The 14354-nt window shown below is 50.9% G+C and carries 14 protein-coding genes; 8 read left to right on the top strand and 6 right to left on the bottom strand.

Translation table 11 applies throughout. The features are described from left to right. The first annotated feature begins 71 nt into the window (after positions 1–71). The 4 genes from J0X00_RS02420 to nhaD all read left to right on the top strand — a co-directional run bounded on the left by J0X00_RS02420 (position 72) and on the right by nhaD (position 5274). Positions 72–1385, top strand: coding sequence for an alpha/beta fold hydrolase (locus J0X00_RS02420; RefSeq protein WP_282476918.1), 1314 nt, complete (start codon positions 72–74; stop codon positions 1383–1385). A 229-nt stretch (positions 1386–1614) separates the two neighbouring features. Further along, positions 1615–1944 carry a hypothetical protein gene (locus J0X00_RS02415; RefSeq protein WP_218561679.1) on the top strand — a complete coding sequence of 110 codons (330 nt, stop codon included), beginning with the start codon at positions 1615–1617 and terminating at the stop codon, positions 1942–1944. A gap of 449 nt (positions 1945–2393) precedes the next feature. Further along, positions 2394–3692: a dicarboxylate/amino acid:cation symporter gene (locus tag J0X00_RS02410; RefSeq protein ID WP_136487035.1), complete on the top strand. Its 1299-nt coding sequence runs from the start codon at positions 2394–2396 to the stop codon at positions 3690–3692. A gap of 142 nt (positions 3693–3834) precedes the next feature. Beyond that, positions 3835–5274, top strand: a complete 1440-nt coding sequence (gene nhaD, locus J0X00_RS02405) for a sodium:proton antiporter NhaD (RefSeq protein WP_282476917.1) — start codon at positions 3835–3837, stop codon at positions 5272–5274. On the opposite strand, the gene J0X00_RS02400 is transcribed toward nhaD, so the two are convergent. Together J0X00_RS02400 and J0X00_RS02395 are read right to left on the bottom strand one after the other, a co-directional pair. Beyond that, positions 5245–5769, bottom strand: coding sequence for a methylated-DNA--[protein]-cysteine S-methyltransferase (locus J0X00_RS02400; protein WP_282476916.1), 525 nt, complete (start codon positions 5767–5769; stop codon positions 5245–5247). The genes nhaD and J0X00_RS02400 overlap by 30 nt on opposite strands. Before the next feature lie 34 nt (positions 5770–5803). Beyond that, entirely contained in the window at positions 5804–7174 is a 1371-nt protein-coding gene (locus J0X00_RS02395) for an AlkA N-terminal domain-containing protein (RefSeq protein WP_282476915.1), read from the bottom strand. A 271-nt stretch (positions 7175–7445) separates the two neighbouring features. Between J0X00_RS02395 and J0X00_RS02390 the strand changes: the two genes are divergently transcribed. Next, the gene (locus J0X00_RS02390; protein WP_136487028.1) at positions 7446–7883 is read left to right on the top strand and encodes a DoxX family protein; all 438 of its coding nucleotides are present in this window, start codon (positions 7446–7448) and stop codon (positions 7881–7883) included. Between the two features lie 141 nt (positions 7884–8024). On the opposite strand, the gene J0X00_RS02385 is transcribed toward J0X00_RS02390, so the two are convergent. Further along, complete coding sequence (locus J0X00_RS02385; RefSeq protein WP_168797045.1) at positions 8025–8909, bottom strand: LysR family transcriptional regulator; 885 nt, start codon at positions 8907–8909, stop codon at positions 8025–8027. 150 nt (positions 8910–9059) lie between these two features. On the opposite strand from J0X00_RS02385, the gene maoP reads away from it, so the two are divergent. Both maoP and J0X00_RS02375 read left to right on the top strand, forming a co-directional pair. Beyond that, positions 9060–9419 (top strand): DUF413 domain-containing protein, encoded by a 360-nt coding sequence (maoP, locus tag J0X00_RS02380; protein ID WP_136487024.1) that lies wholly within the window; start codon positions 9060–9062, stop codon positions 9417–9419. Positions 9420–9504: 85 nt separating this feature from the next. Beyond that, positions 9505–11496 (top strand): flavohemoglobin expression-modulating QEGLA motif protein, encoded by a 1992-nt coding sequence (locus J0X00_RS02375; protein ID WP_282476914.1) that lies wholly within the window; start codon positions 9505–9507, stop codon positions 11494–11496. Between the two features lie 170 nt (positions 11497–11666). Here the strand turns inward: J0X00_RS02375 and J0X00_RS02370 are convergent, their stop codons facing one another. Further along, complete coding sequence (locus J0X00_RS02370) at positions 11667–11918, bottom strand: DUF3081 domain-containing protein (RefSeq protein ID WP_136487019.1); 252 nt, start codon at positions 11916–11918, stop codon at positions 11667–11669. A 320-nt stretch (positions 11919–12238) separates the two neighbouring features. Between J0X00_RS02370 and nagB the strand changes: the two genes are divergently transcribed. After that, positions 12239–13039, top strand: a complete 801-nt coding sequence (gene nagB, locus J0X00_RS02365) for a glucosamine-6-phosphate deaminase (RefSeq protein WP_218561672.1) — start codon at positions 12239–12241, stop codon at positions 13037–13039. 52 nt (positions 13040–13091) lie between these two features. Here nagB and J0X00_RS02360 read toward each other — a convergent pair whose 3' ends face one another. After that, positions 13092–13502 carry a polymer-forming cytoskeletal protein gene (locus J0X00_RS02360; protein WP_136487015.1) on the bottom strand — a complete coding sequence of 137 codons (411 nt, stop codon included), beginning with the start codon at positions 13500–13502 and terminating at the stop codon, positions 13092–13094. Continuing rightward, complete coding sequence (locus J0X00_RS02355; protein ID WP_136487013.1) at positions 13406–14353, bottom strand: M23 family metallopeptidase; 948 nt, start codon at positions 14351–14353, stop codon at positions 13406–13408. Before J0X00_RS02355 ends, J0X00_RS02360 begins: the two co-directional genes overlap by 97 nt. Position 14354: the final 1 nt, after the last annotated feature.

The raw sequence follows: 14354 nt of genomic DNA, 5'->3' as shown, positions 1-14354 counted from the left end.
TGGCATCTTAAAACCGTGCTCAGCTATACTAGGTCTTCTATTCCGATGACCAACAAGGATCCCGGTTCGTCATGATGCATCCGACCCAAAGCTTCGTGGAAGCTGGCGTGCGCTATACGCCTCACACCTTTTCTGTCCCTCTGGACTACCAGCAACCGAAAGCGGCTCAAATCCAAATCTTCGCCCGTGCGGTGACCGCCGCCAATGGCAGTGATGAGAATAAACCCTGGCTGGTTTACTTTCAGGGCGGGCCAGGCTTTCCTTCGCCTCGCGCCAGTGCCAGCAGCGGCTGGATGAAACGTGCTCTGCAGCAGTTTCGCGTCTTGCTGCTCGACCAACGCGGTACCGGGCTGAGCAGTATGGTCAATCATCAAACCCTGACTGGCCTCAAACCACGCCAGCAAGCTGACTACCTAAGTCACTTCCGCGCCGACAATATCGTGCGTGATGCCGAATTCATTCGTCAGCAATGGAAGATTGAGCGCTGGGCAATATTAGGCCAAAGCTTTGGCGGCTTCTGCTCCCTAACGTATCTGTCGCTGTTTCCGGACAGTCTGCTACGCAGCTATATCACCGGTGGAGTACCTTCGTTGTCACGCCATTCCGACTGCGTTTACCGCGCTACTTTTCAGCGTACCAAAGAAAAGAACGCCGCCTTCTTCACCCAGTTTCCCGAGGCGCAGAAGTTATGTCAACGCATCGCCGATCACCTGCACGATCACGAAGTACTGTTGCCAAATGGTCAGCGTTTTACCGTCGAGCAATTCCAGCAACTCGGTATTCGTTTCGGGATGAGTGACGCGTTTATGCCCACTTACTTCAGTCTGGAAAATGCATTAATTGAGGTTGATGGTAAACCCACCCTGCGCTACGAGTTTCTACAACAGATGATGATGGAGCAAGGGTTTCACACCAATCCTATCTACGCCATCCTGCATGAAGCGATTTACTGCCAGGGCTTTGCATCAAGCTGGTCCGCCCATCGTATGCGCGATGCTTTTGCTGAATTTCACTATCAGCCGGGCAAGCCTTTTCTTTTCACCGGAGAAATGGTGTTTCCGTGGATGTTTGAGCAGTACGTCAATCTTAAGCCACTGCGTAAAGCCGCTAATCTGCTGGCAGAAAAAACTGACTGGGGCCCTCTATATAAAGAGGAGGTACTGGCGCATAACCGGGTTCCGGTCAGTTGCGCGGTCTATGCGGATGATATGTTTGTCGACATGGATCTCAGCCGGGAAACGTTACGCCAAATCGCAAATTCGCGCGCCTGGATCACTAACCAGTATGAACACAATGGGTTACGCGCCGATGGCGAACATATTCTGGATCGACTGATTGCAATGGGCGAACAGACGGCCGCGAATCTCAATCTCGATTTGCTGTAATTGGTAAACAGAGAAACCATCCTCTGCCGGTCACGATACAACTTAGAGTGCAGCCAACACTACTGCCGCTTCAAGTAGGAAGGGGATAATATGGGAATAGCTATTTAGCGGTATCAACTTCGCGCCAGAGGATCACATAAATATTTTTTCATCCTGCAGAAATCTGGTTAACACTTATATAAGGCGGCTCCCTATCCGGGAGCCGCGCCGGGAACCAGAGGAGGAAACCATGGAACAGGTATCACTGACCCAACAGCTCTACTTATCGCTGATGCAACTGGATGATTTATTGGCGATAATGGATATCAACAGCCCGCAATACCAACAACTTTGCCAACAGCAGGCGGTGTTGCGCAGCCAGTACTCGGAGTTGGTGGTCAGTGCCGTCAACGATACCAGCCGTATTGAGGACCTGTTGCAGACCATGGAATGTCTGTGTGACGAAAGCCATCGGCTATGTGGTCAGCTGCATCACCGAAATATACAATGCCCGAATATCAATACTATTATCCAGTACGCCGATCAGGTCAGCGAAAGCCTCGATAGTATTACAGTATAGCCTACTCCCTTGCGGCTCGACTTCTCCCCGCCAACCGACCTGATTAAGCACCTCAAATACATCGACCTCATCAATAGATGAGGTCTTTTTATACGCTAAATAGCCGAAATCAGTGATGCCAATCGATTTCAATCGCAGATTGCTGCTTTTATCAGCACTCCAATCCACTGATAAATCAGCTAATAATAAATCAACGGCGACAAAAAACTCCACTTTCCCGCAGTGAAAATTGTTGCATTACTAAACTTATATGTTAACAGAAGGGGATTAATTGCATTTTTTAACTGCTTATTTGTTATATCCCAGTAAAAAACACTGCACCAAAGGTGATACAGATCACGCAAAGGGGGCATTATTGTGAAATTGCTTTTTTATTTTCACTTCTGGCTGCTACTCTCCCGCTCGCTTTGAAATGATGTCGAAGTGGATAACTATAAGGAGTGTTCTTAATGAATACCAAGAAACCTATGTCGCTGACTGCCAGAGTCATTCTGGGTATGGTCGCGGGTATCTTGACCGGGTTTGCGATTCGCGCCCTATTTGCTGACAACGGATTTGTCGACGCATATATTGTTAACGGACTATTTGACGTTGGCGGCAAGATCTTTATTGCCAGCCTGAAAATGCTTGTCGTGCCACTGGTGTTTGTGTCACTGGTGTGCGGAACAAGTTCACTAAAAGATCTGTCAACGCTGGGCCGCATGGGCGGCAAAACACTGGCGTTTTATATCACCACCACTGCCGTGGCAATCACGCTGGCTCTGACTATGGGTGCCATTTTCCAGCCTGGTTCCGGTGCAGACCTGACCGCAGCAAGCAGCTTTAAATCTGCCGATGCGCCGTCACTGGGTCAGGTGATCATCGATATGTTCCCGACAAACCCTATCAATGCGATGGCAGAAGGTAAAACTCTGCAGGTCATCGTGTTCGCGGTTCTGTTCGGTATCGCTATCAGTGCTGCCGGTAAGCCGGGTGAGCGCATCGCGGCTCTGTTTGAAGACCTGAATGCGGTCATCATGAAGCTGGTTGCTCTGCTGATGAACATCGCGCCTTACGGTGTGTTCTTCCTGATGGCAAAACTGTTCACAGGTTTAGGCCTGGGCGCGATCATGAACCTGGCGGAGTACTTCGTGGTTCTGACGGCGACACTGCTTATCCACGGTTTCGTGACTTACGGCGTGATGCTGAAGAGCTTCTCTGGCCTGAGCCCGATCACTTTCTTCCGTAAAATGGAAGATGCGATCATGTTCGCGTTCTCAACCGCATCATCTAATGCCACCATTCCGGTGACGATGGAGACAGCGAAAAACCGTTTTGGTGTCGATAACAAAGTGGCCTCGTTCACTATCCCGCTGGGTGCAACCGTCAACATGGACGGCACCGCAATCATGCAGGGTGTGGCGACCGCATTCATTGCTCAGGCATTCAACATTGACCTGTCGATGGGTGACTACCTGACCGTCATTCTGACTGCGACGCTGGCTTCTATCGGTACAGCCGGTGTTCCGGGTGTGGGTCTGGTCATGCTGGCCATGGTTCTGAACCAGGTTGGCCTGCCGCTGGAAGGTATCGCCCTGATCATGGGTGTTGACCGTCTGCTGGATATGATTCGTACCGCCGTTAACATTACCGGCGACAGTTGTGTGACCTGTATTGTGGCGAAATCAGAAAACGCGCTGGATGAAGCCCGTTTCAACGACCCACAAGCTGGCGTCAAAGAGGAGCAGGTTCACCTTAAAGGTGCCTGATCGCTCAACGCACGTTGATCTCTCAAACCCCGCATGCGCGGGGTTTTTTATTGCTTTACATCAGACAGATAGAGCTATCTCACACTCACGCTGAAAATTTGCTTCTAAAATTTGGTTACTTTCTATCAGTCGGAGAGCTGCCATGTCCCTTTTCAGGCCGGTATTGATTCTGTTGACACTCCTGTTCTCTGCGCAAAGCCTTGCCTCCACCGAACCCGGCGCTTCCCTCGCCCTCACTCAATCCGGGATTGGTTATACCGCTCTGGCGCTGTTTACCGTCGCGTATATTCTGGTGATGCTGGAAGAGTACCTGCAGCTGCGCAAATCCAAACCAGTGCTGCTGGCCGCAGGAATTATCTGGGCCATGATTGGCTATGTATACCAACAGCATGGCGCGACAGAAATCGCCCAAAAAGCACTGGAATACAACCTGCTCGAATATGCCGAGCTGCTGCTGTTCCTGCTGGTCGCTATGACCTACATCAGCGCAATGGAAGAGCGACGCCTGTTTGATGCGCTGCAAGCCTGGATGACCAGCAAAGGATTTAACTTTCGCGCCCTGTTCTGGCTCACCGGTTGGCTCGCCTTCTTCATTTCACCGATCGCCGATAACCTGACCACCGCCCTGCTGATGTGCGCTGTGGTGATGAAAGTGGGCGGACAAAACACTCAGTTTATCAACCTCGCCTGTATCAACATCGTGGTCGCGGCCAATGCCGGTGGCGCATTCAGCCCGTTTGGTGACATCACGACCCTGATGGTATGGCAGGCCGGTCACGTGGCGTTTATGCAGTTTATGGATCTGTTTCTGCCTTCGGTCATCAACTATCTGCTGCCGGCGCTGGTGATGTCCTGGTTTCTGCCAACCGGCATGCCAGATGTTATTCATGAGCATGTCGAGCTGAAACGCGGCGCACGTCGCATTGTCGGGTTATTTATTCTGACCATCATCACCGCTGTCAGTTTTCATGCCCTGTTCCACTTCCCGCCGGTGATGGGCATGATGATGGGCCTGGCCTATCTGCAATTTTTTGGTTACTTCCTGCGTCAAACGCTGGCCGGTTCATTGGCTAAAAAAGCCAAACGGGCCATTGCCAACGGCGATGAAGCTGCGTTGCGGAGGCTGGGCTCAGTGGTGCCGTTCGATGTATTCCGGCGTATCTCCCATGCCGAATGGGACACCCTGCTGTTTTTCTATGGTGTGGTGATGTGTGTTGGCGGCCTGAGCCTGCTCGGTTATCTGGGGCTGATCTCGGAGCTGATGTACAGCCAGTGGGATCCGATGTGGGCCAATATCAGTGTCGGGGTACTTTCCTCGATTGTCGATAACATTCCGGTCATGTTTGCCGTCCTGACGATGGAACCGACCATGTCGATCGGAAACTGGCTGCTGGTAACGCTCACGGCCGGTGTGGGCGGCAGCCTGCTGTCTATCGGTTCCGCGGCCGGAGTGGCCTTAATGGGCGCTTCGCACGGCAAATACACCTTTATCAGCCACTTAAAATGGTCGCCGGTTATTGCGCTGGGCTATGTAATGAGCATACTCGTGCATTTATGGCTTAATCAGGCGCTGTTTGCCTGAACATTGCCAGCTTGCAGCTGGGTGATCAATGCCCTCTAACTCGAGCAGATACGCTTTGCGCTCCACTCCCCCGGCATAACCGGTCAGTTTGCCGTTTTTACCGATCACACGATGACAGGGTACAATAATCGAAATCGGATTTTTGCCATTGGCCAGCCCGACCGCCCGTACGGCTTTCGGGTTATCGATCGCATCAGCCAGTTGCTGATAACTCCGGGTCTCGCCAAAAGGAATGGTGCCCAGTGCCTGCCAGACCGCGCGCTGGAACGGCGTTCCGGTCGCCGCCAGCGGTAAATCAAACTCACGGCGCTGGCCGGCAAAGTATTGATCGAGCTGACGCATGGTTTCCACCAGAAGAGGAAATGCCGGATTACACTCGCCCAGCTCATCCGGCTGAGTGGTCTGGGTACTAAACCAGGCACCGAGCAGTCCCTGCTTAGAGGCTTGCAATGTCATCGTCCCAAGCGGACTTTGATAATGGGTATATTGATGCATGTTACGGCTCCTGCCATCAGATAAAATGAAACAATCACTGGTTCCAGCATTGGAAAGTGGCGTAGCTGCCCCAGGGGGCAACCCGCTCCGCGGTCAATCCGGGGTGCAATGCCAGCGCTTTTTTGACAATCAGGTCCCCGCTCAGAAAGCAGTTAGTGTCGGACTGGCCACGTAATCGCGCATAATCCACCGTCCAGGGACCAATGCCTTTCAGGGCCAGCCATTCATCGACGGCTGCGTGCGGATTTTGCTGCACAAAGCCAGCTAAACGGGAAAGCGTCTCTTTGCGACTTTGCGGCATACGCAGGAAACTTAAATCTGCACTGGCCACTTGCTGTGGGTCTGGAAAATACCACGGACGCGGCTGACGGTGATTGAGCGTTCTCACTAGCAGGTTGAGTTGACCGATCGCCGCTTTAATAGATACCTGCTGCCCCAGAACGGCACGCACACCGGCTTCCCAGGGACTCCACACGCCGGGTATCCGCAGTCCAGGGTGAATCACTAACTCAGGGGCTGCCTTAGCAAGCTGGGCTTCAATCGCCACCATATCCGCATTGAGATCAAACACCCGCCGCCAGATACTGACCAAATAACGCAAATCCCGCAGCGATTCGAGTTCAAATTCAATCTCCATATGGGTATCGGATGCACAACGCGCGGCGAACCAGGCGCGGCTGCCATTGAGCATGACATGGCGCTGATAACGATCAGCCTGCACTTGTTCGATGCCGTCTATCGCCCGTAGCTGATAAAACGCCAGCATATGCTGCCAGTCAAACGGACCACGGTAAGCCAGTGACACCGTATTGGTGGCACTGGCGCTGCCCGGTTCACGCCGCTCCTGACTCGGCGTCAGGCGCAGACACTTCTGAAACGCATCATTAAAGCGCCGGGTGCTGTTAAAGCCACAGGCAAACCCGATATCTGTTACCGACAAATGGCTGTGATGGAGCAACTGCTTGGCAAACATCAGTTGCTGATACTGGGCATACTGTTTCGGTGACATTCCCAAATAGGTTTTAAACAACTGGCGCAAATAGCGTTCACTGATGCCGAGCCGTTCCGCTAAATCTGCCAACGATTTGCCCTGCAACGCGCCATGATCAATCAGGCTGACCGCACGCTGGAAGGTCGTTTCGGTTCCCTTCCACGCCCATGATGCGGGCGCGCTATCCGGGCGACAACGCAAGCAGGGCCGGTAACCAGCCTGCAGAGCCTGTGCCTGATGGGCAAAATATTCCACATTCTCTTCTTTCGGCAATGTTGCCGGACAAATCGGCCGGCAGAAAATACCGGTCGATTTCACCGCGATATAGAAACGGCCGTCAAAACGCGCATCGCGGCTCATTCGCGCCCGTTGGCATTGCTGAGGCGTCAGTTTAGTTTGGCTGTAGAGAGTCATGATTCGGCTTCCTGATACGATATGTCCAGTGTACGACGCACCACACGGAAAACTAGCCATTTTCGGCACTGAATGATCAAAACGGAAAATAACCGATCTCACCCGCAATCTATTAGCCACTGAAAGTCATTCAATTTTTTTGAACTAGTATGTCAATCTAAAGCCACTATCAAAATTGTCTGGCTCATCTAGAATTACTCCATCGGCACGCAGACAGACTTGAGCGCTGTACACACTTATTTCACATTATCGAATGTTAAGGAACACGACAATGAACGCACTATTAAAAAAACTGATGAGCACTAATGCAGGTTTTGCCCCACTGGCACTGCGTATCCCAATCGGTATCATTTACATGGCCCACGGCTCACAAAAACTGTTTGGCTGGTTTGGTGGTTACGGTCTGGAAGGTACAGGTCAGTGGATGGCTTCAATCGGTATCGAACCTGGTGTTCTGATGGCGTTTCTGGCCGGTAGCGGTGAGTTCTTTGGTGGTCTGTTACTGCTGATCGGTCTGCTGACCCGCCCTGCCGCGTTTGTCACTGCCTTTGCGATGATTGTCGCTATCCTGAGCGTTCACATTGGTAACGGTCTGTTTATTGCCAACAACGGCTACGAATTTGGTCTGGCTCTGCTGGCAGCAAGTGTATCACTGCTGATTTCAGGTGCCGGTAAAGCGAGCCTAGACTCAAGCATCAGCCAAAAATAACGCTGATGGTGAAACTTCGCGTTGGCACGGGGTTTTATATTTCTAATCCTTGTTGTCTAGCTGAATAATAAGAAACGGGGCGAGTTGTTAACTCGCCCCGTTTTTCTATTTACACGTTTTCTTTTTACCCATCAATCGGGCTTAATTCACTTCACCCGCTTTCTGCAAGCTGAATGCGGTCAGCGGATCAATGTTTTTAACCAAACCTTCAACCTGAGTAATCGCGTCAACCGATGAACTGTTTTTACGGTAGCTCAGGTAGATCGGACGATGCCAGTCTTCGACCCCGGCGACACGATGCAATTGGCCTGAATTCAGGAACGGTTCCACCACTGAAGCGGGCATGTAAGCACTGCCACCTTTTTCCAGAATAAAATCCAGTGCAATGCGCGCCGTTGAGGTGCGCAGAAACGGTGCAGGCGCTTTGGGGTGCCTGTCAGCGTGTTCGGATGCAAAACGTGAGCCCCAGTCGACATAGACGTACCTGTTGTTAAACACGCTGTCTGCGGTGTCCGGACGGGTCGAAACCATCACCAGCACCAAATCGGCAACTTTCTTGCACTGTAGCTCTTCTGCTTTGATCTGGTCAAACGCAAAGCCCATATCCAGGGTACGTTCCAGCAAATTACGGCTCAGTTGCTCACGCCCCATCACTTCAGCCATAAAGCCATAACCGCTGAAAGCGTCAGTGATCACGCTCAAGCAGTTTTGCAGATAAGCATCCCAGATGTTGGGCGTACCGCCAATCGTCAGTTGCAGCGCTTTCCCGTTATCCAGCGACAACTCAAATTTTGCCTGTTGCAAGGTCGCAACCATCACTTCAGCGTAGCTGACCAATCGTTCACCTGCCGAGGTCAGTTTGATGTTGTTCCGGTCACGGGTAAACAGTTGGGTATCGAAATAATTTTCGAGTTGTTTAATTCGCGCACTCACCGCCGCCTGAGTCAAATAAAGATTCTCTGCGGCCCGGCCAAAATGGCGTACTTTGGCCAATTCAAGAAAGGTGCGAAAGACTTTTACGTCCATATTGAATCCTCTGATATTCCTCGTGAAGATTAACAAGGAAGTACAATAATGACGATAAAAAATTTTTGTTTTTCTTTTCTGGATTTTACGCCTAACTTTCGCCGTGAACCACGGCAACGTAATGGTAGCCAATAGACACACGAGGTTGACATGTCTGAGACAGTATTTCGTCTAGGAAAAAAACATTTTTTCGATACTAAGAAATTCCCACGAGGCTTCGCGAAATCTGGTGATTTCACTCTGGGTGAAGAAACCCTTCTGACCCAATATGGTGACACCATGCTGGGTCTGGAATCCGGCGTATTACAACCAGAAAACGCCGAAGAGCAGCGTTTCCTTCAGGTACTGGATAATCCGGATCTGGCCGAAAGCAAAATTGAAAAGGTATGGATGAAGTATGTCCGTCTGTCGCGCGGTCGTAAGCGTTTCCACACGCTGAACGGTCGTAACAAGCCAGATGCGGCAGACGACTATACCGATGATGAGCCAAGCCTGACCGAAGAAGACTAATTTAGCGGGGCTTTGTCGTTACCGCAGCCCCTGTTTCTCACTGACGTTTTCTCACTAACGTTGACGTCTTCTTTAAGGGTCACCCATGGCCAACCCGGTTTCTAAAGTTTACACTTTGGAAGAGATGCTCTCGCTGATTCAGCGAGGGCAACCTTTTTCCGGCGAGCTCGACTCCGCTGGCTGTTTTATCAAGATAGAACAATATCTGCCGGTGGTGTGCACCGCCATTCATGCAGGTAACCGCCTTCGCGCCGAATTGCAGCCCCTGTGCCAGCTTTCCGCTGCGCAGCGTCGTCTGGAAGAGGCACCGTTTTCCGACCAACTTATCGCCTCCCAGCCCATCACGCTCTGGAGTCTCGACTCGCGTTTTGAGTACGACCTCAATCGTGCCCGCACGCTGAGCACACGCTATAAGTCGGCCTGGAAGCGACCACTCAATGATCGTCAGCGCGCCATCAGTCACGAAAAGCACGCCCAGTTTTACCGCCTGTATGAAGCGCTGATTGCCAAGCTGGAATCCATGTTTGGTATGGTGATTGTGTTCGACCTTTATACCTACCAGCCGACGTCGACCGAGCCGTCCGCGCCGGTATTTAATATCGGCAGCGCACAAATCGATATGCAGCGCTGGGGTAATGTGGTCAAACGCTTTACCAGCGAGCTCGGCAAAATCCAACTGCCGCACATCGAAAGCGATGCCGCAGTTGATGCGGTGTTTGAAGGGCGCGGCTATCTGATCGCGCATACCAATGCCCATTTTGACCGCACTCTGGTTTTGCCGACCGAAGTGAAAAAAGTGTTTCTTGATCCCGACAGCGGCACCGTGTATCCCTTAGTACTCGATGCAATGAAAAGCGGCCTCAAGCAGGCATTCAGCGAAACCAGCGCCTATTTCCAGCGTCGCCATAACCGGCGTCGTACCACCAAAGCGAAAATGCTCAGCTCGTCGATTGAACCGGCGGTACTGGCTATCGACAAAGCGCTGTCCAAGCTGACGCGTAAAGTTGAGACACTCAAGTACATCAACCCGACCAATATGACCAGTGAACGTAAACGCTTTGATGCGGCGCCAAGCCGCTACCAGCCGGACTTTCGCTACAAGCAGTTACCGATTCACGCCAATGAGTTTAAACACAAGCTCTATCAGTTGCCGATCGACACCATTTCCGATCCGGATCTGAAACAGCTGTACAGTTCAGTGGTGAATAAACTCAGTGAAAAGATAGATCTGCTGACCAGTATCGGCCAGGACAGTTTTCTGTATAACTCGCTGCGTTTCTATGGCCGGCCGGATGCCAATGCCATCAGTAATGCCCAGTTCCTGCTCTATGCCAAAACGCTGCCGGAAGAAAAAGGCCCGCAGTATAACGCAGAGCAGGCCGCCGAAGTCATGCTGCAGGCCGCAAAAGCGTGGGGCATGAAATGCAATGTCACGCCGACCGCCTCGCTCGCAGCGCGTGCCATGGTAAGCGGTCAGAAACCGCCGACCCTGTATCTCAACAGTAAAGTGACCTTCTCGCATGCTGAAGTACAGCGTCTGATTCAGCACGAATTGGGCGTACATATGGCGACCACATTCAACGCGCGCAGCCAGCCTTTGCGTATTTTTTCGATTGGTCTGCCGGGAGCAACGGAGTCGCAGGAAGGTCTGGCGATTTTAGCAGAGTACAAAGCGGGCTACATGTCACATGATCGACTGCAAACACTTGCTACCCGCGTGCTGGCAGTGGATTCTATGCTCAAGGAGCAGAATTTCTATCAGACCTTTGATTATTTGGTCGATGAACTGGGCCAGGATCGTGACAGTGCATTTGTCACCACGACACGGGTGTATCGCGGCGGTGGCTTTACCAAAGACCACCTGTATCTGGAAGGATTTCTGCATACCCTGTCCCAGTCACAAAAACGCAGTATAGATAACTTGCTGGTGGGTAAATGCAGCCATGAATATCTGGATCTGATTGATGAACTGGTTGAGCGTGGCTGGTTACTGAAACCAAAACATCGCTACGATGATAAAGGCGTGGAGCCGGAACCGATTCTCAAGTATCTGATTGACTCGTTGCGCCACCGTTAATCCCTGCGGCTGTTAAACGCAGTTAAGCAGCATACCGTCAGGCCATAATCACCGTGTACCGAATCTTTCTCCCAAAGCCCCGCAGCGCAAAGTGCCCGGGGCTTTGTTTTACTGCGCACAACCCATTTTTGCTTCTCAGAACAAATGCCGCTCCGCTTTACGACTTCGCATCACTTTCCCAGCATCGCGACTTTCTTGAGGAAAGAGTCACGCAAATGCTCCTGATCGTACTCAAGATGATAGGTATTGTGGAATCCGACTTTCAGCTCTACCCCGTTCCCGCGCAGGTAGACGTTATAGCCGTCATAATCTGAGAACGCTTCAATACCCTCATAAATTTTGCCATATTCGGTCGGGGTCCCGTTCGCCATAACCTTTTCATAAGCGTGCAAAATTTTGGTCGGGTCTAGTTCATTTTTCATCGCTACCGCTCCGTTATTCTGGTTCATATCAAGTATGGATAACGATTGTGTGCTTCGCCAATCCAACCCGGCAAAACAGTCACAACACGCACATTTAACCCAACTTATTTTTACTTGTGAAATTTCACACACTAAAAACAAAAGTTAATGCAAAAAAACCGATGAAGAGGTTCAACAACGTGCTATTTACGAGCAAAAAGGTAAACATGAAAACATTAATGACAAATTTCGCCTAAAAGGATAGCGAAAAACCAATACTTTTTTTATACTGTGAATTAACCAAGTTCATCACAGCTAATTTTTGCAGTAAGGGTTACAACATGAGACTGATTCCATTAAACAACGCTGCCCAGGTCGGTAAATGGGCTGCCGCACACATTGCGAAACGCATTAATGATTTCCAGCCGACAGCGGAGCGTCCTTTTGTTCTCGGCCTGCCAACCGGTGGCACACCACTACTGACTTACCAGGCACTGATTGAGCTGTATAAAGCCGGCGATGTCAGCTTCAAACATGTGGTGACTTTCAATATGGATGAGTATGTGGGTCTGCCAAAAGATCATCCTGAGTCATATCACTCATTCATGTACAACAACTTCTTCAATCATGTGGATATCCAGCCACAAAACATCAACCTGCTCAACGGTAATAGCGATGACCACGATCTGGAATGTCAGCGTTACGAAGAGAAGATCAAATCTTACGGCAAGATTGATCTGTTTATGGGCGGCGTGGGTAATGACGGTCACATCGCGTTTAACGAACCGGCTTCATCGCTCTCTTCACGTACCCGGATCAAGACCCTGACCCACGATACCCGTATCGCCAATTCACGCTTTTTTGACGGGGATGTCTCACAGGTACCTAAGTATGCGTTGACTATCGGTGTCGGCACGCTGCTCGATGCCAAAGAGGTGATGATTCTGGTGACCGGTCATAATAAAGCGCTGGCACTGCAGGCCGCCGTTGAAGGCTGCGTCAACCACTTGTGGACCGTATCCGCGCTGCAACTGCACGCCAAAGCTATCATGGTCTGCGACGAGCCGGCGACTCAAGAACTAAAAGTAAAAACGGTAAAATACTTCTCTGAGCTGGAAGCGGAAAACATTAAGGGCTTTTAAGCCAGATGGATGACAAGTACACCAAGCCCCGCCAAAGCGGGGCTTGTTTTTATCAACCTTCTGCAGCGACTTTAACTTCGCTGATGTCGACCAGCTCAGCCACTCTCGGCTGGGAAGCCGAGTGGGTAACGCCATTAAAACGGCCGCCCTGTTCAATACTGAGATCATCGCTGTAAATATGGCCGTTGACACGTCCTTTGCTCAGGATCTCAATTTTGTCAGCATGACAGGTGCCCTCAAACTCACCATTAATGATGACATGTTCGGCAATGATATCGCCGCTGACATAGCCACACTCACTGATGACCAGGGATTTCTCAACCTGGATCTGACCTTCGATTGAACCATCAACCTGAATATTACTTTCTAACCGGAGTTGTCCACTAATTGAGCAACCCTTTGCGATGAGAGTTGTAGCTGAGTGCTGACTCTTAGCTCGACTTTGTTTACTAAAGATTCCCATCGGATACCTCTTACTTTGCTGAAGACCGACTCGAACTCATTGACGCCCCAATCGACAAAAGGTCTTGGGTCTAATGAGCGGCCGACAAATCGAATTTCATAGTGTAAATGCGGACCCGACGAGAGGCCGCTATTACCGGAATAACCTATCAGATCACCTTTCTGGATAAACTCCCCGCTTTGCACGGCAAACTTACTCAGGTGTGAGTAAGAGCTGGTAAAGCCATAAGAATGTTGCAGACGCAGAAAGTTACCCGAGCCTTTATTGCTCGGCCGGGTGACCAACACCACGCCATCCGCCGGCGCATATACCGGAGTGCCGATGTTGACCGCAAAATCCTGGCCACGGTGAAACTTCACGTTCCCCGTTACCGGATGAACCCGTTTACCATATCCTGACGAAATTCTTGCATCGTTAACAGGCGCACCACTGGGGATTTGGGTTAACATCACCATTCTGACTGAAGAGGTGATCGCGGCGGCATCCAGGCGTGATTCCAGCTCGGCACCGCTGTCATCAACACCAAGGACTTTTTCCAGTTCGCCGAGACGATCAGACACCAGCTGCATTTTTTCTTCACGTTCCAGCAGGTCGCTTTCCAGATTGTGTTTGAGCGATTTGAGCGAGACGACTTCTTCATTGAGAGACATCGACTGGCTTTCCAGCTCCTGTTGTTTCAATTTGGCAAAATCGACTTCACCGACCAGATAGTAAATCGCACCGCCGGTCGCCAACGCGCCACAGAGCAGAGCGTAACCTGCCCCTTTGAGGCAGTGTCGATACCATTTGCCAAGATGAAAGTGTCGTGTTCCGTGAATAGACGAAACCGAAACAATGACGTTTTCTTTCATG

Origin of the sequence: Vibrio sp. ABG19, assembly GCF_029962385.1 — a bacterium.
Taxonomy (GTDB): Bacteria; Pseudomonadota; Gammaproteobacteria; order Enterobacterales; family Vibrionaceae; genus Vibrio; species Vibrio ostreae.
The sequence above is the reverse complement of the archived record's forward strand: the minus strand, read 5'-3'. Positions and strand labels throughout refer to the sequence as shown.